This window comes from Huintestinicola butyrica (assembly GCF_025567215.1).
Lineage (GTDB): Bacteria > Bacillota > Clostridia > Oscillospirales > Ruminococcaceae > Huintestinicola > Huintestinicola butyrica.
The window spans coordinates 83238-105714 of the sequence record NZ_JAOQKB010000001.1; the positions used below are offsets into that span (position 1 = coordinate 83238).

The following is a 22477-nucleotide window of genomic DNA, read 5'->3' on the forward strand; positions in this document are numbered from 1 at the left end:
TATCCAATAAAACAAACCTGCTCCGGATCTGCTCTTTTCGCAGGTTCGGGGCATTATTATTCTTCGCAGGAAATTATCATAAAGGAATTTTAACAATGAGTATTAAAGTATCCCTGGGAGCAGCGGTAGGTCTTATGGCGATAACTGCTGCTGTGACTTTCATCATCACAAGCAACGTCACTCTGGACAGATTCAACCAGAAGATAAAGAGCGTCAGCGAGAAGCAGGAGTTCTACAGCAAGCTTTCCGAGATAGATACCTACAGCCGTACCCATTACATCAGCGAGATAGACGAAAGCAAGCTGATAGAGGGCATGGTAAGCGGATATATCAGCGGCATAGGCGACAGCTACGCAGAATATCTCACAGCAGAGCAGTATGCTCAGGAGCTGAATGAGGAAAGCGGAGTTTCCGTCGGACTGGGATTCAACTACGAAAAGGAAAACGGTGGATATATCAAGATAACCGAAGTCGTCCCCGCAAGCTCTGCAGATGATGCGGGACTTATGGCAGGGGATATCATCACTGCCGTGAACAATACGGACGTTATCGCCTTTGCAGGGGGATATGACGAGGCAATATCTCTTTTTGCCTGCGAAGAGGGCACCCGTGTGAAGCTGTACATCAAGCGCACCGAGGAGGACGGTTCCACTGACTTCATCACCTATGACGTGACCGCCCAGCGCACCGAAAAGGTCACTGTAACAGGCAGACTTCTGACCCCCACTCAGGGATATATCAGGATAGCTTCCTTTACAGATAAGACCGAGGCTCAGCTGAAAGCAAAGCTTGACGAGCTTATCTCAGCAGGCGCAGAGGGACTTATATTCGATCTGAGAAACAACGAGGGCGGAACCATGTCCATGCTTCAAAGCTGCCTTGACCATATAATCGGGGCAGGGGATATCGTTACCGCTCAGTATATAAGCGGCAGCACCGAGCCTGTGGTGGTATGCACCGAGGCTGAGAAGCTTAATATGCCCATGTCCGTTATCGTAAACAGGAACACCGCAGGCACGGCGGAGCTTTTCGCATTCGCCCTTGCGGACAACTGCGGCGCTCACACTATCGGCAAGAACACTGCGGGCAAGGGATATTCCCAGTCCGTATATACCTGCTCCGACGGCTCTGTTGTGAAGCTTTCCACAGCCATTGTCACCACTGCAAACAGCGGCGACTTCAACGGCGTGGGACTTAAACCCGAGTTCGATGTGTCGATTCCTGAGGATATGGATATCACTCAGCTTTCGGACGAGGCGGCAGTCCTCACCGATACTCAGCTCATAAAGGCAATGGAGGTAACTATTCCCCAGCCTGAGGCAGCTGTTCCTGACGAAACGGCTTCTGACGAAAATGCTGCCGAGGAAGCTGCTTCATCGGAAGGCGCTGCGGAGTAAAAAATCGTAAGGGTGGTCATAAAAATGTTCTTTGCGGAAAAAATAGATGTGCTGGGCTTCGGCTGGATGTACGAGGCAATTCTGGTAATGCTTTTCCTTGTGTCCGCAGTTGATGCGGTGAGCATAGTTAAAAGCCTGAAAAGCGGTGGGGAAGAGCTGAAAGAATATGCCCAGCTCTGCATAAAATATCTTAAAATACTTATGTGCATTTTTGCAGGGGGCTTTTTCCTCCTGATAGCAGCCACATACACGGAGTATGACACTGCCACAAGGGCGATACACGGCGTTCTCGGCGTACTTCTCCTGCTGGACGCAGCCGTAAGCCTGTGGCTCAAGCTCAAATACCGCAGAAAGGCTGAAAAGTAATGGGCATAAAGGACACTTTAAAGGGATTTCTTAAAATGTCGGGTCATTACAGCGATTCGGCAGTGTATCTGGCGGAGCATGGCTATAACAATACCTACCTTGAAATGCTGTCCACCGAGCGTGAGACGGCAAAGAAAAAGTCGGAGATAGCCGAGGGTCAGGCGCTTTATGCTCAGGCACTGATGTTTATGGGCAGGCTGAAAGACGCTCAGACCGAGTATGAAAATACCTATATTCCCCATCTGGCAAAGCATCTGAATTCAGTTTTTGTGAATAACTATATCCTGTGCCTGTTCTTGCTCAACAAGGGCAGCAAGGTGCGGGAGATATATGAGCAGTACAATTCCATAGCTCTGGCGGAAAATACTCTTGTAATGCGCCGCTCGGTGGGCATAAACGAGTATGTGTGCAGGCGATATGAGAATGCGGTCACCGTATTCATAAAGCTGCTCAGCGAGCCTGACCCCAGAACTACCCTTATGGCGGATATCTGCCTTGTGCGTGCAATGCTTGCCCTTGATATGAACGACAGGGCAAAGGAGATAGCCGATATGGGCTTTGGCAGATATGTTGGCATGGGCGACATTACGGCAGAGGTCAACCGCCTGAGACTTAAAATGAACAGTGCGGGCAAGCCGCAGAGATCGGGCGGCAAAAAGAAGAAAAAGTAAGGCGGTGCGGTATGGATAAGAAAAAGAAAGCCTCCAAGGCAAACGGTGACGCTGATAAAATATATAAAAAGCGTTGTGCTGTTTATGAGCGTGTAGCCATAACTCTTTTTATCTCGGCGATATTTTTTGTGGGACTTTGTCTTGTTTTCTTAAAGCGTCCCGAATTTTCCGAGATAGAAAAGCGTAAGCTTGCCGAAAAGCCTGAGCTTACGGCTGAAAGCTATTTTGACGGCAGCTTTGCCAGCGGATTTACCAAGTATTTCTCCGACACGGTGCCGTACCGTGAAAAGCTGGTGGAGCTTTCTTCATCGCTGAACGGTCTCAAGGGCATAAGCGCTCCCAAGTTTTATGGCAGCGTAAACGTGGTGGCAGATGATGAGGGCAACACCGTGGAAGTTACCGAAACAACTCCCGTGCAGATAATCCCCGAGGAAGCTGTTACCGAAGCTCCCGCAGATGAGGGCAGCGAGCCTGAAGTTACAACAGCTCCCGCAGTTACCGAGGAGGTAACGACCACCACCGAGGAAGAGGAAGAGCCGATAGAAAATATCGGCGAGTTCTCCAACAACGGCATCATAGTTGACAGCGTAAAGATGTACGGCGAGAATGCGGGCGTTATGCTTTTCGGCGGCAGCACCGCCATGGGCACACGCTATGCGGATATCATCAGCAAGTACAAGGAAGCCATGGGCGAGGACGTTAACGTTTATAACATCGTTGTGCCCACCTCCGTTGAGTTCTATCTGCCAAAGAAGTTCCGCAAGTACAGCTCTTCCGAAAAGGCGGCTATCGAGCACATCTACGACAGCTACACCGCCGATGTTATTCCCGTTGACGCATATTCCGAGCTGGCGGCTCACACAGATGAATATATCTACCTGAGGACTGACCACCACTGGTCACACAGGGGCGCATATTATGCTTATGTGGCTCTCTGCAAGGCAATGGGTCAGACACCTCCCGACATCGACAAGGATTACGAGGTCAAGGAGATAGACGGATACGTTGGCTCCCTTTACGGCTACACCAACGATCCCATTCTTAAAAACAGCCCCGAGCTGTTCACCTATTATAAGCCCAAGTCCGATTACAAGACCTATTACTATGCTTATGACACCCTTGCACCCAAGGGCGAAGGCTCCCTTTTCTATGACGGAGTAGGCTCGGGCTACGCATACGGCGTGTTCTTAGGTTCGGACGCTATCCACACAAAGATCGTTACCGAGCTTGATACGGGAAGAAAGGCCTGCGTTTTCAAGGAATCCTACGGAAATGCTTTTGTGCCTTATCTTGTTGACAGCTTTGACGAGATATATGTCATTGATATCCGATATTTCGGAATGAACGCTGTGGAGTATATGAAGCAGCAGGGCATTACAGATGTTATCTTCATCAACAATGCCTTTGCGGCAAACACAGGCTCGCTTATCGAGGGCATCGAAAATCTTTACAACTATCCCTATGGTACTCTTACTGCGGACGAGATACCCGCAGTGGAGGCATACCGCTCAACATCGGCAACACAGGCTGCTGAGACTGAGGCTGCCGATGACAAGGCGGAGGATTGACAGAAAGGCGGTAATATATGTACGCTGACCAGCACCTGCACACAAGCTTTTCAGGGGACAGCGAAACTCCCCCCGAGGAGCAGGCGGAAAAGGCTATAGCTCTGGGAATGGAGCGGATATGCTTTACCGATCATCACGATCATGACGTTGTGTCCGATATTGATTTTGAGCTGGATATACCACGGTATATGGCTGCGATGTCGGAGCTTAAAAAGAAATATTCGGGCAGGCTGGATATCCGCACAGGCATTGAGCTTGGGCTGCAAAGCCATATTGCGGATTATCTTTACAAGCTGACGGAGGAATATCCCTTTGATTTTGTCATAGGCTCCGTTCATTTCATAGACGGGCTTGACCCATATTATCCGGAGTATTTCGAGAAGCACGGCAAAAATTCCTACAGGCTGTATTTCGAGACCCTGCTCAGGCGGATAAGAAAGGTAAAGTGCTATGATTCACTGGGGCATCTGGATTATATCGTGCGCTACGGCGCTCCCCACGGGCTGACCTACTCTTATTCGGAGTACGGCGACTACATCGACGAAATTCTCAGGCAGATAATCTCGGACGGCAAAGCACTTGAATGCAACACGGGGGGACTTTCACGGGGGCTTACCGAGCCTAACCCCTGCCGTGACGTGTTCGTGCGTTATCGTGAGCTTGGGGGAGAGCTTATAACTCTCGGCTCGGACGCTCACTCGCCCGAAACACTCGGCTGCTGTTTTGACAGATGCGGAGCAATGCTCAGAGACTGCGAATTCAAATATTACGCAGTTTATGAAAAGTGCCGCCCCGAAATGCTTTCTTTGTGACATGGGAGGTATTACATATGGCTGATACAAAATACGGAAAATTTGTGCTTGGTTCAATATTAAAGCTTGCAGTGTTTATTGTGCTGTGCGCAGGAGCATACATAGCATCACGCTTCCTCGGTTCACCTGCGGATAAGCTGCTGCCGTCTGTTATGGCGGTCATATTCACATTCATATTCCTTGCAGCGGTGGAGGGCGGAAAGCGCTCTTTCTTCTCAAAGGGATATGTTCTTGAAAATATCGTCCCCGGAGCGGTTTATGCGATCGTCATATATGGACTGTCCTTCTTTGTGCTTTTCGTGCTGGGGGAGACGCATATCACAGGCATAACATCGGGCTTTGACCTGACCGAGATATTTTTGCAGATAGTCAAGTTCTGGCTCTTTGCGGGTATTGCGGTCTATGGCTATTTTTTCCACATCTTGCAGAAGGATTTCGGCAGCATTACGGCGGTGCTCCTTTCAGCGCTGCTGTTCTTGATCTTTGCAGTGTCGCAGACAGCCGGTCTGTCATCATATTTTGACGGCATATCATCGGAGGAAGCTATCATTGCCATCGACTTTTTCCTTATCGGCATAATCGCAGGACTGCTTATCGTCCGCTGCGGAGATATGCGCTCTGCGGCATCGTTCCTGTTCTTTTACGGTCTGTGCACAGCCACTGCCGAGGGAATAGGCGGAGCGCAGCCAATACTGGAGGTAAGCACTCACGGCATAGGCATCGGAATAGTTTCCACCGTAATAATGGTGGGAGCTGTAATAAGCGTTATAACGGCTATTAAAAAGGACAACAGCTGATCTACATATCAAGGGGTCATAAGGAAAGAAAAAAGAGAAAAGGGTAGAGATTAAAATGTCATTGTCTATCATCTGCGTAAAGCAGATACTTATTATGTTTATCCTTGTTGCGCTGGGCTTTTTATGCGGAAAGATAAATCTCATCGACAAGGAGACCAATTCAAAGCTTTCGGGCTTTGTGCTTGAAGTAGTAAACCCCGTGCTGATATTTATGTCATATCAGCAAAGCTTCAATAATGAGCTGCTTATCGGGCTGGGAATGTCACTGGTGCTGGGATTTATTTCATACGGTGTGATGATATTCCTGCTGAAATTCCTGTACCGCAAGAACAAGACCAACGAGGGTATTGTGGAGCAGTTCGCCGCCATATATTCCAACTGCGCATTTATGGGAATACCGCTTATAAACGGTCTTTTCGGCGAGGAGGGCGTGTTCTTTCTCACAGGCTACGTTACAGTGTTCAACATAATGGTCTGGACACACGGCGTGGTGTTCTTCGGCGGCAAGGAAGCGCAGACTTCCGTTAAAAAGGTGCTTACATCACCTGCCATAATCGCAACATTTCTGGGACTTATCGCATTCCTTACAGGCTTCAGACTTCCCGAGCTGGTGTCATCCGCAGCAAGCTACGTCAGCGGAATGAACACTCCTCTTGCAATGATATGTGCAGGCGTTACCATCAGCGGAACAGTCATCGGCACACATCTGAAAAATATCGGAGTTTACCGTGCAACATTTCTCAGACTTATATTGTGCCCCGTGCTTTTCTGGCTGATGTTCAGGTGGTTTGATTTTATCCCCGATACGGTGTTCATGGTGGTGCTGGTAGCGGCAGGCTGTCCTGCAGCGGCAACGGGAACGATGTTTGCGCTGAGATATAAGAAATGCCCCGAGATATCGGCGGTGATATTTGCAGTGACAACATTGCTTTCGGCGATAACTCTGCCGCTTATGGTAATGCTCGGCGGAGTATGATCAGGAGCAGTAATTGTAATTAAGCTATATAAAAATCCCTTTGATAAAAGCATCAAAGGGATTTTTTGCGTCAGAAGCACATAATAAAAGGTTTGTGCAAATAATACTAATCCTCAATCAACCTATAGACAAATCCTCGGCTGAAATAAGCCAGCTCCCTTGCCGGGCGACAAGCCCGCCTTCGCTCCGTTCTTTATTTGCTGTTCTTTGGTTTGTTTGGGGGCAATTTTATAAGAATGTCATTTACATTGTGTTAGCGGATTTTTCGGGTTATATCAAGTATCTGCTGTTCGTTTTGCTTAACTCTACAGTTGAACAGTTATAGAAAACACCCTTTGATGAAAACATCAAAGGGTGTCGTTGTATCATATCATGCCTCGGGGCTTGTCCTGAAAGGTGCGGCGGGGAGACCGTTCTTTCCGAAGAGGGTAACATCACCATAGTTTACCCATCTGAAACGTGCAAACTTTGGCTCCTTAACGTTGGGGCAGGTAAGACGTATCTTTCCGCCGCTGAGTATCTGAGCCGCTGCGGGGTGGTATTCCTTGTCATCGCCTGCAAGCTCAAAGCCGCTTGGGGTGTCCTCATTTCTAAGGTCAAAGCCGCTCTTTGCGTGCTTGAACTCGATGATGAAGCAGTCCTCCTCGGGGAATGAGCGGTAATATGTGGGGCCGTAAGCCTCGTCCTCGGCGATCTTGCCGTAGGTGTGGTACATTGCCTGCAGCTCCAGACGCTCGCCTACGGGTATCTTGTCAACAGGGTGGATATTGCCGTATTCGCCACAGTCCAGAATTACCGCAATGCCTGTGTTTGAGGTGGTCAGGTGAGTGTTCATCTGAGCTTCTCTGATAAGGCACCAGTTCTTGCGGTCAATGTCGTCACGGTTGAGGAACATGGGGAGCTGGACTATCATAAATGGCATTTCGGGGTCGTTCCAGTCGTATCTCCACTGGGCGATAAGCATTTTCAGAAGCTTTTCATACATCTGGGGCTTGTGGTCGTCCGACTCGCCCTGATAATAGATAAAGCCCTTTGCACCGTAGGGAGCGATGCGCTTGAGCATGGTCTCGTAAAGTCCGCCTGCTCTGAACGGGGACTTGGGGCCAAGAGGCTCGGGCCAGCGGGATTTGCTTCCCGCATATTCCTGTGCTTCGTCCCAGCTGCCCTCGGGATTTTTCTCATAGAACTCGTTTATCTTGGGCTGCCACTCAGCCTCCCACTCACGGTATTCACGGAGATCTTTCAGGTAATCCTCAAAAGTCTTGCCCTCCATTGCCTTGTCGTACTCGTCAACATAGGTCTTGGTGTCGATATCACGGACAAGATTTTTCTTATCAATCCAGTTTGAAGCAGATGTGCCGCCCCAGTTGCAGCCGATGATTCCCACGGTAACGCCCAGATCGGCAGCAAGCTTTTTGCCGAAGTAATAGCCCACAGCTGACCAGCATCTTGCAGATTCGGGGGAGGGGAGAGCCCAGCCGCCGTTTCTCTCGTCGATGTAGAAGAACTCATCTATGTAAGGATTTTTCTTGGTGTAATAGAAGCGGACGTTGGAATCAGCGACCTTTTCCAGCTCCTCGGCGCCGTGCTTTTCGTTCTGAAGCTCCAGCTCCATGTTGGACTGACCGCCTGCTATCCATACCTCGCCCACCATTATGTCGGAAAATACGATAGTCTCATCGCCGTCGGTAAGAGTCATTTCATAAGGTCCCCCGTAGGTGTTCACAGGGGGAAGGGTTATCTTCCAGCAGTTGTCGATACAAAGGGTATCGGCGGTATATCCGCAGAAGGTGGCGGTTATTTTTCTACCGCTGTAGTCATGCCCCCAGAGTATGATGGGCTTGCCCATCTGAACGACCATATGATCTGTAAAAATTGCAGCAGCTTTAAGCGCTCCCATTTTTATACGCTCCCTTTCAATAGCAATACTTTGTATTTATTTTACAATAGCTGACAGTAAAAATCAATAGATTTTATGAAAATTTTCGGGACATTTCATATAATTGTCCATTTGCCTGCGATTTTTTAACAAATTACACGAATGTCAAAATATCAGAGCCATATGAGCATATATGCACATTTTCATATGTAAAAATGCACCGATTTATTTTATCGGGCGGAAAAAGTTATTATTAAAAATGCAGATTTTAGTTAGTCTTTGCTAATTAACGTTGACAAGACAGAAAAGTCAATGATATAATTTAGAAAATCAGTTAGCGAAAGCTAATCAAGACGAAAAGGAGTAAACATGAGAAAGATCGCTATATACGGAAAGGGCGGAATAGGCAAGTCAACAACCACATCGAACATTGCCGCTGCATTTTCCGAAAAGGGACTGAGCGTGCTACAGATAGGCTGTGACCCCAAGTCCGACTCGACAAAGAACCTTACGGGCGGAAAGAAGATCAAATCCGTTCTTGACGCTATCAGAGAAAAGGAAAAAATCACTGCCGATGATGTGCTTTTCAGAGGCTACAACGGCATCTGGTGCGTTGAGGCAGGAGGCCCCACCCCAGGTATCGGCTGCGCAGGCAGAGGAATAATCACCGCTTTCGAGAAGCTTGAAGAGCTGGGCGCTTACGAGATATGCAAGCCCGATATAGTCCTCTACGACGTTCTGGGCGATGTTGTATGCGGCGGCTTTGCAATGCCTATAAGAGGCGGATATGCACGCAACGTTTTTATTGTTACCTCTGGTGAGATGATGTCCCTTTATGCAGCATCAAACATTGCAAGCGCAGTTAAGAATTTCGGCAAAAGAGGATATGCTCAGTATTCGGGAGTTATCCTTAATTCCAGAAATCTTGAAAATGAAGAAGAGATAGTCCGCACCGCTCTCAAGGAGATAGGCGGAGACATCGTTTCGGTAGTTCCCCGATGTCCTGTAGTTCAGGAAGCTGAAAATCAGGGAAAGACGGTCATAGAAGCCTTCCCAGACAGTGAGATGGCAGACTGCTACCGCAGACTGGCGGACAATATGCTGAGCATTACGGAAGGAGATGAAGCCTGATGTCACAGTGCGGCTGCTTTGAGCAGACACTGCATTATGTTTCCCCCTCCCACGGCGGCTGGGGCGTTGTAAGAATTGCGGCGCTTGTTCCCGAGAGCCATCATCTTTTTGTGTGTCCCTTTGCCTGCGGCCGTCATACGGCGCTGGGCGGCGAGATGAACGGCATAAAGGAGCAGGTCTCGTACCTTTTCATCGACGAGGCGGATATCATTTCGGGCGACTATGAGCAGATGATAATAAACGGCGTTGATGACCTTTTTGAGGGCCTTGACAAGATACCCAAGGTGCTTTTCATCTTCACCGCTTGTCTGGACGATCTGCTTGGCACTGACCATGAGCCTATCCTTGCGGAGCTTTCGGAGAAGTACCCCGATGTGCAGTTCAGGCACTGCAAGATGAATCCTATTTCGCTGGACAGCAAGCTCCCTCCGGGAGTTACTCTCCAGATGAATATGTACAGCCTGCTTGAAAAGAGCACGGAGCAGAAAAATACCGTGAACCTTATCGGCATAAACACCGTTGCCAAAAACGGCGACCTGCGTGATATTCTGGCGCAGAAGGGCTATCGGCTGCTCCACATATCCGAGTACGACGGGTTTGAGGATTTCAGGGAAATGTCCTCCTCAAAGCTGGATATACTTGCGGGGCCTGCGGCGAAAATGGCTTCAAAGGATATGGAGAAAAATCTGGGTATCCCGACTGTTGAGGGCTATGTTACCTACAGGGAGCAGGATATCGACGCATTTTACACACGCCTTTCCGAAGCTTTGGGCGAAAATCTTCTTCCTCTTACAGCGCCCTACCGTGACAAGGCAAGGCAGAAGATAGCCGAAGCGAAGGCTGTTATAGGGGATTACCCCATAGCAGTGGATTATCAGGCGGTGCTTAGACCCTTTTCGCTGGCGCTTATGCTGGCTGAAAACGGCTTCAGGGTCGCAATGGTGGCATCGGACGGTATTCCCGCTTTTGAGCAGGAAAACTATGAAAGGCTTATGGAGCTTGTGTCCGACCTGCTGCTTGTGAACCCGCTCCACCACGATTTGGTGAAGTTCGGGCTTACGGACAAGGATTTCCTCTGCATCGGCTTTGACTGCGGCTACATCACAGCCTCCGACAAGGTGGCAAACCTTATGGAGGACGATTATATGTACGGCTATGACGGCGTTTGCCGCCTTATGGATATGCTTATAGCTGCCTTCAATGAAAAGGCTGACGTAAGCGAGATGATAGAGAAAGCGGGGCTGATAATATGAGCAGACTTTCGATCACACTGCCTCCTCTGGCGCCTGATTATTCGGGAGCGGCATCTGCTTTCTTTGACCTTGGCGGCATAGTTGTTATGCACGACGCATCAGGCTGCACGGGAAATTACACTGGCTATGATGAACCACGCTGGCTCAATTCCCGCTCGGCGGTATATTGCTCGGGACTGCGCCGCATGGACGCCGTTCTGGGAAATGACGACAAGTTCATTCAGATGGCGCTCAATGCTGCCGAGAGCCTTGATCCCACGCTTATCGCATTCCTTGGAAGTCCCGTTCCCATGATAATAGGCACCGACCTTGAGGGAATGGCTGCCGAGGCGGAGGCTGCCAGCGGAATACCCTCCTTCGGAATAAACTCCACGGGAGAAAGGTATTATCACAAGGGCGCTTCCGAGGTGTTCATCAAGCTGATAAAGCGTTTCGCAAAGCCCTTTGAGGGGGAAAGAAGCAAGGACGTGAAAAGGGTTAACGTTCTTGGCATGATTCCCCTTGACGTAGGCGGCGAGATGAATTATCACGCTGTAACAAAGTTCATTACCGACAGCGGCTATGAGCTGGTGGCAGATTTTGCAATGGGACTTTCGATAGCTCAGATAGAGCGCTGCCCAAGTGCCGATATGAACATTGTGGTATCTCTTTCAGGGCTGGACACAGCGGAATATATGCAGCAAAAGTACGGTATTCCCTTTGTGTGCGTAATGCCCCTCGGCAGCGGACAGAATCTTAAAGACAATATAAACGGCACAGAAAAGCTCACAGCTGTCCATGACGGCAAAAAGGTGCTTATCATACATGAGCAGGTCTTTTCCAACTCCCTCAGGGAATGTGCGGAGGAGATCGGCAGCTCGCAGATAACAGTGGGCAGTATGCTTGACCTTGACAGCAGACTTTCAAGAGACGGCGACCTTGACCTTCCCGATGAAAAATCGGTGAGAAATGCAGTAAACAGCGGAGAATATTCCCTTGTGTGCGGCGACCCCGAGATAAAGAAGCTGATAAAGCGTGATGATGTTGATTTTCTCCCGCTTCCTCATGCGGCTGTATCCAGCAAGCTTCACTGGAATGAGTATCCCTGTTACATAGGCGGAGAAATGGAGAACATTATCCGCAGGATAGCAAACCCATAACGAAAGGACTTTTGAGATGAAACTGAAAAAAATTATTGCGTGCGCAGCGGCTTTTGCGATGACAGCTACCTGCTTTGCAGGCTGCGGAAGCACATCTGACTCGGCTGCCGATACATTGGCTGAGACCTCTGCTGTTGCAGAAAACGACAGTGCTGCCGATACTTCCGAGGAAACTTCGGGCGAGGAGACCTCCGACAGCACTGACGGCGAAGCTGACCACGAAACAAGAACTATCGTTGACCACACAGGCGCAGAGGTGACACTTCCTGCCAATATCGACAGAGTTGTTATTTCCTCTATCCTCCCTCTTCCCTCCGTTTACTGCCTGTTCAGAGAATCTGCTGATGATATCATCGGTATTCACCCCAGCTCAATGGCTGCGGCTGAAAATTCCTATCTTATAAATGTTTTCCCCGAGATTGCAAATGCCGATACAAGCTTTGTTGAAAACGGTGCGGTAAATATCGAGCAGCTGCTTTCTATGGAGCCTGATGTTGTGTTCTACTCCGCTGCAAATACCGAGGAGCGTGACCTTTACGACAACGCAGGCATTCCCGCAGTAGGCTTCTCCACCACAATGGCAGGCTACGACTGCATCGAGACCTATGCTGACTGGATAGAGCTTCTTGGCGATATCTACGGCGATTCCGAGTCCGCTGACAAGATCATCGAGTTCGGCAGAAACACAGCTTCCGAAATAAAGGCTGTTACCGATAACATTGCCGATGAGGATAAGCCCAAGGTTCTTATTCTCTTCAATTATGCCAACGGCGTTATCACAGCAGGCGGCTCTGACTTCTTCAGCAAGTACTGGATCGAGACCGCAGGCGGAATAAACGTTGCTGCCGATCTTTCAGGCTCTGCCGAGATCAACATGGAGCAGGTGTATGAGTGGGATCCCGATATTATTCTTATCACAAACTTCAGCCCCTATCTCCCAGAGGACCTTTACAACAACACCATCGAGGGTCATGACTGGAGCACCGTATCTGCTGTAAACAACGGCAAGGTATATAAGTTCCCCCTGGGTATGTACCGTTGGTTCCCTCCCTGCTCCGATACTCCTCTGGTACTCAAGTGGCTTGCAAAGACTATTCAGCCCGAGAAGTTCGCAGACATAGATATGGACAGCGAGATAAAGAGCTACTACAAGGAATTCTACGGTGTAGAGCTTACCGATGATGATGTTCAGAACATCTATAATCCCGTAAGCGAAGCTTCAGGAAAGACAAAGTAAATAACTATAAACGGAGCCTGCGTTTCCGCACTTACGGAGGACGCAGGCTCATACAGCAACCCTCAGGAAAGGTATGGTCGCATAAATGGAAAATAAAGCAAAGAACGGCAAAGCGGGAGTTTTATTTTATCTGATAATGATATTGCTTCCCCTGCTTGCTGCGCTGATATGCCTTGGTATCGGACGATATTCCCTTACGCCCTCCGAGACCGTAAAGGTGCTCTTTTCAAAGCTGACAGGAGCAGATGTTGACAAGACAGCGGCAACGGTAATTTATAACGTCCGTCTGCCGAGAATACTTCTTGCCGCTGCGGTGGGCGCAGGACTTTCCTGTGCGGGAGCGGCATTTCAGGGACTTTTCTCAAACCCTCTTGCGACCCCCGATACTCTGGGCGTAGCAAGCGGAGCGTCCTTCGGTGCGGTGCTTGCCATGCTTTTCGGAGGAAATCTTGTGGCAATACAGCTTACAGCACTGGTTTTCGGACTTTTATCCTGCTTTGTGACCTATTCCATAGGAAAGACAAAGGGCAGGAGCAACATCATTATGATAGTCCTTGCAGGTATCGTTATATCTGCCGTGTTCGAGGCGCTGGTATCACTGCTCAAATATCTTGCCGACCCTGAGGATCAGCTGCCACAGATAACCTACTGGCTCATGGGAAGCATGTCAAGGGCGACATACGGCAACCTTGCGCTGGGAATACCTTTTATAGCTATCGGCGTGCTTATCATCTTCTTGCTGAGATGGCGCCTTAATATCCTTTCCCTTAACGAGGACGAAGCACATTCGCTGGGAATGAACACTCAGCTTATGAGAGTGGCATTCATCGCCGCTTCATCAATGATAACCGCCTCCTGCGTTTCAATGTGCGGTCAGGTAGGCTGGGTCGGACTGCTTATCCCTCACATCGCCCGCATGATGAAGGGCAACAATAACTGCACCGTTGTCCCCATAAGCATCTGCCTCGGCGCATTTTTCATGATAGTGATGGACACCTTCGCAAGAAGCGCCACCGCCGCCGAGATACCCATTTCCATACTTACGGCGATAATAGGCGCACCTGTATTCATTATTCTGCTGAAAAAAACAGGAGGTGCATGGTCATGAATTTTGAGGTCAAAAACGGCTGCTTCGGATATAAGAAAAAGCAGATCCTCAATGATATCAGCTTTTCCGTAAATGACGGAGAGGTCATGTCGGTGCTGGGTTCAAACGGCGTGGGCAAGACCACTCTCATCAAGTGCATGATAGGTCTGCTCAAGTGGAAAAGCGGCTGCTCCGAGCTGGACGGAACCAATATCTCACATCTGCGCCACAGGGAGCTGTGGCAGAAGATAGCATATGTGCCACAGGCAAAGGGTTCGGCATTTTCCTACAGCGCAATCGACATGGTAACTCTTGGCAGAAGCGCACATCTGGGCACATTTTCCCAGCCCGGCAAAGAGGACAGGGCTGCCGCCGAAAGGGCAATGGAGGACATGGGCATAACATATCTTCACGACAAGCTCTGCAACGAAATGAGCGGCGGTGAGCTTCAGATGGTGCTTATCGCAAGGGCGCTGACCATTGACCCCTGTATGCTGGTGCTTGACGAGCCCGAGTCCAATCTGGACTTTAAAAACCAGCTCATAATCCTTGATACCATTAAAAATCTTTCGGAAAAGCGTGGCATATCTGCCATAGTGAACACCCATTATCCCGAGCACGCACTGAAAATATCCGACAAGGCGCTGATACTCAACCGTGACGGCACCAGTGAATACGGTGCGGCGGAAGAGGTCATCAATGAGGAAAATATGCGCAGGTCGTTTTCCGTGCAGGTCTATATCGACAACTTTGAATATGAGGGTGTCCGCCATAAAAGCGTAGTGCCTTTGTATCTTGTGTAACAAAATATAGTCTGGTAACATAGTCGGATATTGGTGATCAGCATAACATATCCGACTATATTTTTTTCATATTAAAAGCGCCGTCTTGTATTTTCCCGCCGCATATGATATAATCATATTATCATAATATATGGGGGCGCTTATATGAATACGGACGAGAAAAAGAAAATTGCCGAGCTTGAAAAGGATATAAAAAAGATGCAGAAGGATCACCGCCGCACCTTTGCTGAGTTTGAACATAAAAAAAGCCTGTCCGAGCGTGTAACGGACAGGCTTAAAAAGATATTTACTCGATAATTACTGTGAAAGGACCGTCGTTTAACAGCGAGACCTTCATATCCGCTCCGAAAATGCCACGCTCTGTGTGAGCGTATTTTTCCAGCTCCTTGCAGAAAAATTCGTACAGCGGTTCTGCCAGATCGGGGCGTGCCGCATTTGTAAAGCTTGGGCGGTTGCCGTGGGAGCAGTCCGCATATAATGTGAACTGGGACACACAAAGTATATCGCCCTCAACGTCTTTGAGCGAAAGATTTATCTTGTCGTTTTCATCGGAAAATATTCTCAGTCCCGATATTTTCTTTGCTACCCTTATACAGTCGGCTTCTGTGTCGCCGTGGGTAAAGCCCACCAGCACCAGGAAGCCTTTTTTTATTTCTCCCGTTACTTTTCCGTCAACCTCGACCTTTGCCTGGGTGACTCTCTGAACTACTGCTCTCATACATTACCTTTCCTTTTATGATTCCACCACACGGTTCTTGCCAGAGCGCTTGCCCTTGTACAGCCTTTCGTCCGCCAGGGCGATTATATCATCGGTGGATTTGCCCTCCGACCTTTCGGCAACGCCTATGGTAAGGGTGCATTTTATTGCCTGACCGTCGCTGTCAACGGACATTTTCTCAACCTGTGAGCGTATTCTCTCCGCTGCCATAGCTGCGGGATTAAGGGAAGTTCCGCTTATAAGGATAAGTATTTCCTCGCCGCCCCATCTGCATACAAAATCGTCTTCACGGAGGCTTGAAACGATTATCTTTGATATCGCCTGAAGCACCTTGTCGCCGCTCTTATGTCCATATGTGTCGTTGACCTTTTTAAAATCGTCGATATCGCACATAATAATGGAGAAATCGTTGGGACATGACATTGCAGCGGCAAGAAACTTATCCATGCTGCGGCGGTTGTAAAGCCCTGTGAGGGCGTCAATGCCTGCAATTCGGTCAAGCTGTGCGTTCTGATTTTCAAGCTTTGTGTGGGCTGATTTTATCTCACGCAGGAATATGAGCGAGAACAGCACCAGCATCGCAAAGGTACACAGTGAGTTGAAAATGTATATCCAGAATGAAGGCTCATCGGGGATAGTGTAAAGCGGCTCGGTCTTGTAGGAGATGAACTTGCAGCTAACAAAGGTTGCAAGGGAGCAAAGACCGATAAGCAGCGTTTCATACAAAGTGGAATTTTCGCTCAGCGAGAAGTGCATATAGAATATTATGGGCGTTATTCCGATTATGTACATGGGGAAGCCTGTTTCCCACCCCACAAGTATCGTTGCGATATAAGAGTGAAGGCTTATCTCCACAAAGGTTATGTAGTAAAGGGGGATATAAAGCTCCTTTTTTACCAGTATGCCGCAGCTGAGGTAACATATGGTGCTGAAAATATTGAAAATGACCATTGGGTACACGCCGAACGCCGCAAAGATGAAGATAAGCATCAGATGGACGAATGCGCAGCACATCTGGAGTATGGTGTATTTTACTTTATTTGTGATCTTCATATCCGACTGGAGCAGCTCGGACGAGAAAAATTTATCCTTGGTAATGTTCATGAGCGGGATCCTTTCCTGAATGCCGGCTTTGGGTCAGAGCCAAAGCACCTGAGAGTGACAGTATGTTCAAATATTATATTCGGGAAGATAAAAAAATGTTCCCGACATAAATCAACAAAATCCTCTGCCTATATTATCGGCAGATAATTTAAAAACTTTAGCGCAAAATAAATATTTATTTTAAATTTTTACCGCTGTTTTTGTGAGTTTTGGCATTTATGTTTATTTTCAGGCTCATAATTGTTCAAGGTGAATATTTTTCATACCGATGCAGATAATATCAGTGAGGTATATGCAGTGTGATACGTTTTGTTGAAAACAGTTTTATACTTCATCGGGTTTGCATTTACAGAAGGAGACTTCTGAAAGTAATAGTCTGAAAGGAGACTTACCTATGTTTGACAAGATCGCACTTGTTCTGCTCATTATCGGCGGACTGAACTGGGGACTGGTTGGTATTTTCAGCTTTGACCTTGTTGCGTGGCTTTTCGGCGGTACAGGCGCTATCCTCAGCAGGATAGTGTATATCCTTGTGGCACTGGCTGCGGTGTGGTGTATTACTCTGCTGTTCAGAGAGCCTGCGGGCGCTGAAGCTCACAGCCACTGATAGACCCATAATAAAAAATAACCCCTGACTTTTGCGGTCAGGGGTTATTTTATACTGATCACCAATTAAAAACTATACAAAAAATCGATCATAATCTTGCGTATATGGATTATGCGATGATTTTTTGTCTATAGTTTTATTGGGGATTAGTATTATATTATGCGTTCATTCTGCTTTTACCATCATTTTCAGCCGCTTTGCATCGTTATAATCAAAGCCGAACTTTTCATAAAAAGGTATCTTGTCGGGAACAGCGCAAAGCTCTACAAAAATATCAGTGCCGCTTACACCGTTTTGCCTGATGAATTTAAGCAGCTCATCTATAAGCAGCCGTCCGATGCCATTTTTCTGATATTCGGGCTTTACAGCCACGTCCTTTATGTAGTAATTAAGCCCCATGTCGCCAAGAAGCCTTGCCATGGCAACAGGCTTGTCGCCGTCATAGACCGATACCCTGAAAAGCGTGTGCTCCATTGCAAGGGCTGTCTGCCGACTGTCGGGGGCGTCGCCCCATACCGACTGCCATATCTCGGTAAATTCATCGGCGGTAAGTTCGTTGTATTTTACTGTTAATCCGTCCATATTATCACTCCTGTTCGGTAGCTGTGTCCTTATAAAATCTGTAGGTGTATGCGTGTCCCTTTTTGCCTGTGCGGACTGCAACGCCGCCCCTTTGCAGGGCGCTGAGAGCCAGCTGTGCGGTCTGCCTTGGGATATTTGCCGCTGCCGCCAGATCTGCCGTGGTGTAATCCTCGTCCATAAGGCAGGGGATAAGCTTTTGCCAGTCCTCGGGGCAGGTGATGTTCACTTCATCAATAAGCGCTGTGGGGATACGGTCGCAGACGGAAAGCCTGCCTCTCCTGTTCTTTTTCCGACCGATGCTTTCGGGTGGGATACGAAGCTCGTCCGCTTCAAGCAGCATGATAGTGAAGCTGAGATTTTCATGCAGCAGAAATTCCGATATGGGGAAAAGCTCCGTGAAAATATCATATGCCGAGCCTTTCAGGGGAGATGTGCGGCGGCTCTTTACCTCGCCCGTGTCGCCGTCCAGCGTTACGATGACCTTTTTTACATAAACGGGATAGACCACCGTTACCCGTGATATGGGCAGAAACTCAGCAAGCTTTCCCCTTAGATGGGAAAAGCTTGCTGTCTGTATCTCGATAATTCCGCTTTCGCCCACAATGTCGGCGATATAGCTGCCTACCTTCTGCTCCTGTGAATCGTGGTATGGCTCAAAGTAATTTTTCAGCACCGCATGAACGGAGCGTTCGCTTTTGGTGCCAATGCCCTTTTGCAGCCTTCCACCCGATGTCACCGTGCGGCAGGCAGTCTCGAACCTGAGTCTGTCTATCATTCCGCAGAGCTTTCGGCAGAAGTGTTTGATGTGCTTCCCGATGCGCCGCAGCTTTCCATTATAGCGCTTACGATCTCGGGGAATCTCCACTCAAAGCTTGTTCTGTTGAAGAGGCCGAAGTTCTCGCCGTTTCCGGTGAAAGCGTTGTTGTCCCACCAGATGCAGGGAATGCCTGCCTCAGTTGCCTTGGATACATAGTAGCGTGCGCATTCCGCTCTCGGCTCGGTGTTGAAGCTGCGGTTTCTTGTGCCGTATTCGCCGATAATAACTGCCTGGCCTTTGTCGATGTATCTCTTCTTGAGATTTGCGATAAGGCTGTCGATGTCCTTGGTATCGGCAAAGTTGTCAGCGCTCCATTCAGATGTGCCGGAGGCATTGTCCGCAAGAGCAAAGGTGTAGGGGAGATATGCGTGAACGGAAACAATCACCTTGTCGTCATTGGGGATAACAAAGTCGTTCAGAACGCTGTCCATAGTGGAAGCAGCGTAGGTGGGTATCATAAGGTGACGCTTTTCATTGTTGCCGCCGCTTGCACGTACAGTCTCAACAAAAGCGGCATTGAGCTGGTTGATGACCTCTCTTGCCTCCTGATTTCCGCCGTTCCATTCCATGGGAGTTCCCTTGAGACGGGGTTCGTTCATGCCCTCGAATATGAGCTTTTCATCATAGTCCTTGAAGTAATCGGCGATCTGAGCCCAGAGAGCACGGAGAATTTTCTCGGCGCTTTCCTCATTGTCCGCAGTGGGCATATGCCATTCCTCGTGGTGCATATTGAGGATAACGAACATATCATTGTCAATGCCGTAATCCACAACTTCCTTGACTCTTGCAAGCCAGTCAGCCTTGATAGTGTAATCTGGAGCCTCGCCGAACTTGCCCTCCCAGGTCACAGGTACACGCAGAACGTTGAAGCCCTGAGCCTTTACGCTGTCTATCATTGCCTTTGTGGTAACAGGCTGACCCCATGCAGTTTCCCAGTCAGTGGGAGTTTCGCTGCCTGTGGGGTTGGTGATCGTGGAATCCAGAGTATTTCCCAGATTCCAGCCCGTTTTCATCTCGCCGATAAGCTCCATTGAGGTGATATCACGGATAGTCTTTGCGTCAGCTGCGTCAGCTGCGTCCGATGCGCTTTCGTCGCCCTTGCCGCAGGCGGTGAACATTCCCACTGACATTACAGCTGCCAGCAGTAAAGCGGTAAGCTTTGATTTTTTCATATTTCAGTCCTCCATAATGTTTGGGTGTTTTTAACAACATCTTATTATATCACATTGCACAAAGGATTTCAACAGGTTTGGAATATTTTAGCACGAATAATTATTTGTCCTATTTTTCGCCCGGGTAATGTGATATTATAGTATCAAAGAAGCAGAAACAATGAGACCCAAGGAGGAAATATGTTCGATTTTTTTAATAACAGGCTTTTTGATCTTAACCGTGACGGCAAAGTGGATATTTTTGAAAAGGCTTTTGTTTATCACACTCTCTTTGAAGATGATGATAAAAATGTCAGCCGCAATGATGATTACGACGATGACGATTGCGATGAATGTGATTGCGATGACTGCGATGATGACGATTATGATGACGAATGTGATTGTGATGATTGCGATGATGATTTTTACGACTTCTGATTTTGCATCTCACCCCGAATAAAATGCAGCTTGCCGCAAAAGCCTTGATTTGCAAAGTCCCTTCTGGTATCATAATATCAGAACACGACACAGAAAGGACCGATGATATGAACATCATACGTGCAGATAAGCTTACAAAGCAGTACGGCGATTTCAAGGCTGTAAACGGCATATCCTTTACCGTTGAAAAGGGCGAGCTTCTGGGCTTTCTCGGAGTAAACGGAGCGGGAAAATCCACCACCATAAATATGCTTTCCACCCTTATCCCGCTCACCTCGGGCAGTGCCGAGATATGTGGCTTTGACGTGATGAAAAACGCCCCCGAGATACGAAGGCGCATAGGCATTGTATATCAGCAGAACTGCCTTGACGATATGCTCACCGTAAAAGAAAACCTTATATGCAGGGGAGTGCTCCACGGTGCTTCATCTTCGGAAGCCAAAAAGCGGCTCACGGAGCTGGCGGACATTCTTTCGCTCAGCGAATTTATAGGCAAGCGCTACAAGACCCTTTCGGGCGGTCAGAAGCGCAGATGTGAGATAGCTGCCGCCCTTATGCACACCCCCGATATCCTTTTCCTTGACGAGCCTACCACAGGTCTCGACCCCGCCTCGAGAAAAGATGTGTGGAAGACCGTGGAGCAGCTCCGCTCAGGCACGGGAATGACCGTTTTCCTTACCACTCATTACATGGAGGAAGCTGCAGGCGCAAACCGCATCATCATCATCGACAAGGGCGCAGTCCGTGCGGAGGGCACTCCCTTTGAGCTGAAAGAGCGATATGCCTACGATTCCTGCAGGCTCTACTGCTCTGCCGAGAAGCTCTCTGTGTTGGACGGCGTGCTCAGGGCAATGGACATTTCACCTCGCCCGGAGGATTACGGAGTGTCATTCAGAGTAAGATCCACTGTAGATGCGCTTCCTGCCATTGAAAAGGTAAAGTCCATGATAAGCGGCTTTGAGGTTATACAGGGAAATATGGACGATGTTTTCCTGAACGCAGTGGGCAGCACAGCTGAGGAGGGAAAGTAAATGGGAAAGCTTACCGAATTTGTTAAAAGAAATATGAAAATATATCTGCGGGACCGTTCTGCGGTGTTTTTCTCGCTGATGACCATGATAATAGTTATCGGACTTATGCTGCTGTTTCTGGGGGATATGAACGTGGAAGCGGTCACGAAAATGCTGTCCGCCCTGCCGGGCAGAGACGCACAGGCTGACGAAGCCAATGCAAAGCTCCTTGTGCTTATGTGGACCTGCGCAGGCATTATCCCCATAAATGCCGTTACCGTTGCCATCTCCGCCCTTTCACCTATGATAAAGGACAGAGCTGAGGGCAGGATAAATTCCATCTACACCGCCCCTGTCAGCAGGCTTACGGTTTCAGCGGGATATATCTGCTCCACTTGCTTTTCCGCAATAGTCATCTGTATCCTTACCCTTGTGATCTCCGAGATATACTGCGTGACCCAGGGAGCGGAAGCCTTTTCCTTTGCCGCTCACATGAAGCTGCTGGGAATGATCGCCGCAAACTCCTTTACATATTCGTCACTGGTGTATCTGCTTTCCGCAGCCGCCAAGACCGAGGGCGCATGGAGCAGCTTAGGTACAGTTATCGGCACCCTTGTGGGATTTATCGGCGGCATATATATTCCCATAGGCACTCTTTCCGACGGAATCGCCGCAGTGCTCAAATGCACTCCCGTTATCTACGGCACATCAATGTTCAGGCAGATAATGACCGCTGATATTATGGAAAAGACCTTTGAGGGCGCTCCCGCAGAAATGGCAGCGGAATATTCCAAAGTCATGGGAATTTCCCTTGAAGTCTTTGACAAGGACGTTTCCATTGCCGCAGGCGTGCTTATAGTCCTCGGAGCGGGAGTTCTGTCCCTTGCCCTTGGGGCGCTGGCAACAAAATACGCACGCAGAACAGACAGATAAG

Annotated in this window: 24 protein-coding genes; 18 read left to right on the plus strand and 6 right to left on the minus strand. The window is 48.7% G+C overall.

Going from position 1 to position 22477, the window contains the following annotated elements; genetic code table 11:
• The first annotated feature begins 95 nt into the window (after window positions 1-95).
• The 7 genes from OCV68_RS00380 to OCV68_RS00410 are packed head-to-tail and all read left to right on the plus strand — an operon-like array spanning window position 96 to window position 6587.
• Window positions 96-1397, plus strand: coding sequence for a S41 family peptidase (locus OCV68_RS00380; protein ID WP_262570057.1), 1302 nt, complete (start codon window positions 96-98; stop codon window positions 1395-1397).
• A 24-nt stretch (window positions 1398-1421) separates the two neighbouring features.
• Window positions 1422-1763, plus strand: coding sequence for a hypothetical protein (locus OCV68_RS00385; RefSeq protein WP_022475602.1), 342 nt, complete (start codon window positions 1422-1424; stop codon window positions 1761-1763).
• Window positions 1763-2434 carry a hypothetical protein gene (locus OCV68_RS00390; protein WP_262570060.1) on the plus strand — a complete coding sequence of 224 codons (672 nt, stop codon included), beginning with the start codon at window positions 1763-1765 and terminating at the stop codon, window positions 2432-2434. Before OCV68_RS00385 ends, OCV68_RS00390 begins: the two co-directional genes overlap by 1 nt.
• A gap of 11 nt (window positions 2435-2445) precedes the next feature.
• Window positions 2446-4002: a DHHW family protein gene (locus OCV68_RS00395; RefSeq protein ID WP_262570063.1), complete on the plus strand. Its 1557-nt coding sequence runs from the start codon at window positions 2446-2448 to the stop codon at window positions 4000-4002.
• Between the two features lie 17 nt (window positions 4003-4019).
• Complete coding sequence (locus OCV68_RS00400) at window positions 4020-4814, plus strand: histidinol-phosphatase HisJ family protein (RefSeq protein ID WP_262570065.1); 795 nt, start codon at window positions 4020-4022, stop codon at window positions 4812-4814.
• 17 nt (window positions 4815-4831) lie between these two features.
• Entirely contained in the window at window positions 4832-5611 is a 780-nt protein-coding gene (locus OCV68_RS00405; RefSeq protein WP_022475606.1) for a hypothetical protein, read from the plus strand.
• A gap of 55 nt (window positions 5612-5666) precedes the next feature.
• Entirely contained in the window at window positions 5667-6587 is a 921-nt protein-coding gene (locus OCV68_RS00410) for an AEC family transporter (protein WP_022475607.1), read from the plus strand.
• 370 nt (window positions 6588-6957) lie between these two features.
• Here the strand turns inward: OCV68_RS00410 and OCV68_RS00415 are convergent, their stop codons facing one another.
• Window positions 6958-8487 carry a sialate O-acetylesterase gene (locus tag OCV68_RS00415; RefSeq protein ID WP_262570067.1) on the minus strand — a complete coding sequence of 510 codons (1530 nt, stop codon included), beginning with the start codon at window positions 8485-8487 and terminating at the stop codon, window positions 6958-6960.
• Between the two features lie 348 nt (window positions 8488-8835).
• Here OCV68_RS00415 and OCV68_RS00420 point away from each other — a divergent pair, with 348 nt between their 5' ends.
• The 7 genes from OCV68_RS00420 (at window position 8836) to OCV68_RS00450 (ending at window position 15413) form a co-directional block, all read left to right on the plus strand.
• The gene (locus OCV68_RS00420; protein ID WP_022475609.1) at window positions 8836-9597 is read left to right on the plus strand and encodes a nucleotide-binding protein; all 762 of its coding nucleotides are present in this window, start codon (window positions 8836-8838) and stop codon (window positions 9595-9597) included.
• Complete coding sequence (locus OCV68_RS00425; RefSeq protein ID WP_262570069.1) at window positions 9597-10850, plus strand: nitrogenase component 1; 1254 nt, start codon at window positions 9597-9599, stop codon at window positions 10848-10850. The genes OCV68_RS00420 and OCV68_RS00425 overlap by 1 nt, the downstream gene beginning before the upstream one ends.
• Window positions 10847-11989, plus strand: coding sequence for a nitrogenase component 1 (locus tag OCV68_RS00430; RefSeq protein ID WP_262570070.1), 1143 nt, complete (start codon window positions 10847-10849; stop codon window positions 11987-11989). Before OCV68_RS00425 ends, OCV68_RS00430 begins: the two co-directional genes overlap by 4 nt.
• A 16-nt stretch (window positions 11990-12005) precedes the next feature.
• Window positions 12006-13226, plus strand: a complete 1221-nt coding sequence (locus OCV68_RS00435) for an ABC transporter substrate-binding protein (RefSeq protein ID WP_262570071.1) — start codon at window positions 12006-12008, stop codon at window positions 13224-13226.
• 85 nt (window positions 13227-13311) lie between these two features.
• Complete coding sequence (locus OCV68_RS00440) at window positions 13312-14334, plus strand: FecCD family ABC transporter permease (RefSeq protein ID WP_262570072.1); 1023 nt, start codon at window positions 13312-13314, stop codon at window positions 14332-14334.
• Window positions 14331-15116: an ABC transporter ATP-binding protein gene (locus tag OCV68_RS00445; protein WP_262570074.1), complete on the plus strand. Its 786-nt coding sequence runs from the start codon at window positions 14331-14333 to the stop codon at window positions 15114-15116. The genes OCV68_RS00440 and OCV68_RS00445 overlap by 4 nt, the downstream gene beginning before the upstream one ends.
• A gap of 144 nt (window positions 15117-15260) precedes the next feature.
• Entirely contained in the window at window positions 15261-15413 is a 153-nt protein-coding gene (locus OCV68_RS00450) for a hypothetical protein (protein WP_022475615.1), read from the plus strand.
• On the opposite strand, the gene dtd is transcribed toward OCV68_RS00450, so the two are convergent.
• Window positions 15403-15834 carry a D-aminoacyl-tRNA deacylase gene (gene dtd / locus OCV68_RS00455; RefSeq protein WP_022475616.1) on the minus strand — a complete coding sequence of 144 codons (432 nt, stop codon included), beginning with the start codon at window positions 15832-15834 and terminating at the stop codon, window positions 15403-15405. The genes OCV68_RS00450 and dtd overlap by 11 nt on opposite strands.
• Before the next feature lie 15 nt (window positions 15835-15849).
• Window positions 15850-16938 carry a GGDEF domain-containing protein gene (locus tag OCV68_RS00460; protein WP_147622417.1) on the minus strand — a complete coding sequence of 363 codons (1089 nt, stop codon included), beginning with the start codon at window positions 16936-16938 and terminating at the stop codon, window positions 15850-15852.
• 394 nt (window positions 16939-17332) lie between these two features.
• Here OCV68_RS00460 and OCV68_RS00465 point away from each other — a divergent pair, with 394 nt between their 5' ends.
• Window positions 17333-17545, plus strand: coding sequence for a DUF378 domain-containing protein (locus tag OCV68_RS00465; RefSeq protein ID WP_022475618.1), 213 nt, complete (start codon window positions 17333-17335; stop codon window positions 17543-17545).
• A 165-nt stretch (window positions 17546-17710) separates the two neighbouring features.
• Here OCV68_RS00465 and OCV68_RS00470 read toward each other — a convergent pair whose 3' ends face one another.
• From OCV68_RS00470 to OCV68_RS00480, 3 genes are read right to left on the minus strand one after another with little or no spacing between them, the layout of a single operon-like run.
• A complete protein-coding gene (locus OCV68_RS00470; RefSeq protein ID WP_262570076.1) occupies window positions 17711-18127 on the minus strand; it encodes a GNAT family N-acetyltransferase in 417 nt (138 codons plus the stop codon).
• Window positions 18128-18131: 4 nt separating this feature from the next.
• Window positions 18132-18902, minus strand: coding sequence for a hypothetical protein (locus OCV68_RS00475; RefSeq protein ID WP_262570077.1), 771 nt, complete (start codon window positions 18900-18902; stop codon window positions 18132-18134).
• Window positions 18899-20116: a glycoside hydrolase family 5 protein gene (locus OCV68_RS00480; protein WP_262570079.1), complete on the minus strand. Its 1218-nt coding sequence runs from the start codon at window positions 20114-20116 to the stop codon at window positions 18899-18901. Before OCV68_RS00480 ends, OCV68_RS00475 begins: the two co-directional genes overlap by 4 nt.
• A 180-nt stretch (window positions 20117-20296) precedes the next feature.
• Between OCV68_RS00480 and OCV68_RS00485 the strand changes: the two genes are divergently transcribed.
• The 3 genes from OCV68_RS00485 to OCV68_RS00495 all read left to right on the plus strand — a co-directional run bounded on the left by OCV68_RS00485 (window position 20297) and on the right by OCV68_RS00495 (window position 22476).
• A complete protein-coding gene (locus OCV68_RS00485) occupies window positions 20297-20533 on the plus strand; it encodes a hypothetical protein (protein WP_262570081.1) in 237 nt (78 codons plus the stop codon).
• A 107-nt stretch (window positions 20534-20640) separates the two neighbouring features.
• The gene (locus OCV68_RS00490) at window positions 20641-21564 is read left to right on the plus strand and encodes an ABC transporter ATP-binding protein (RefSeq protein WP_262570082.1); all 924 of its coding nucleotides are present in this window, start codon (window positions 20641-20643) and stop codon (window positions 21562-21564) included.
• Window positions 21565-22476, plus strand: coding sequence for an ABC transporter permease (locus tag OCV68_RS00495; RefSeq protein ID WP_262570083.1), 912 nt, complete (start codon window positions 21565-21567; stop codon window positions 22474-22476).
• Window position 22477 lies beyond the last annotated feature (1 nt).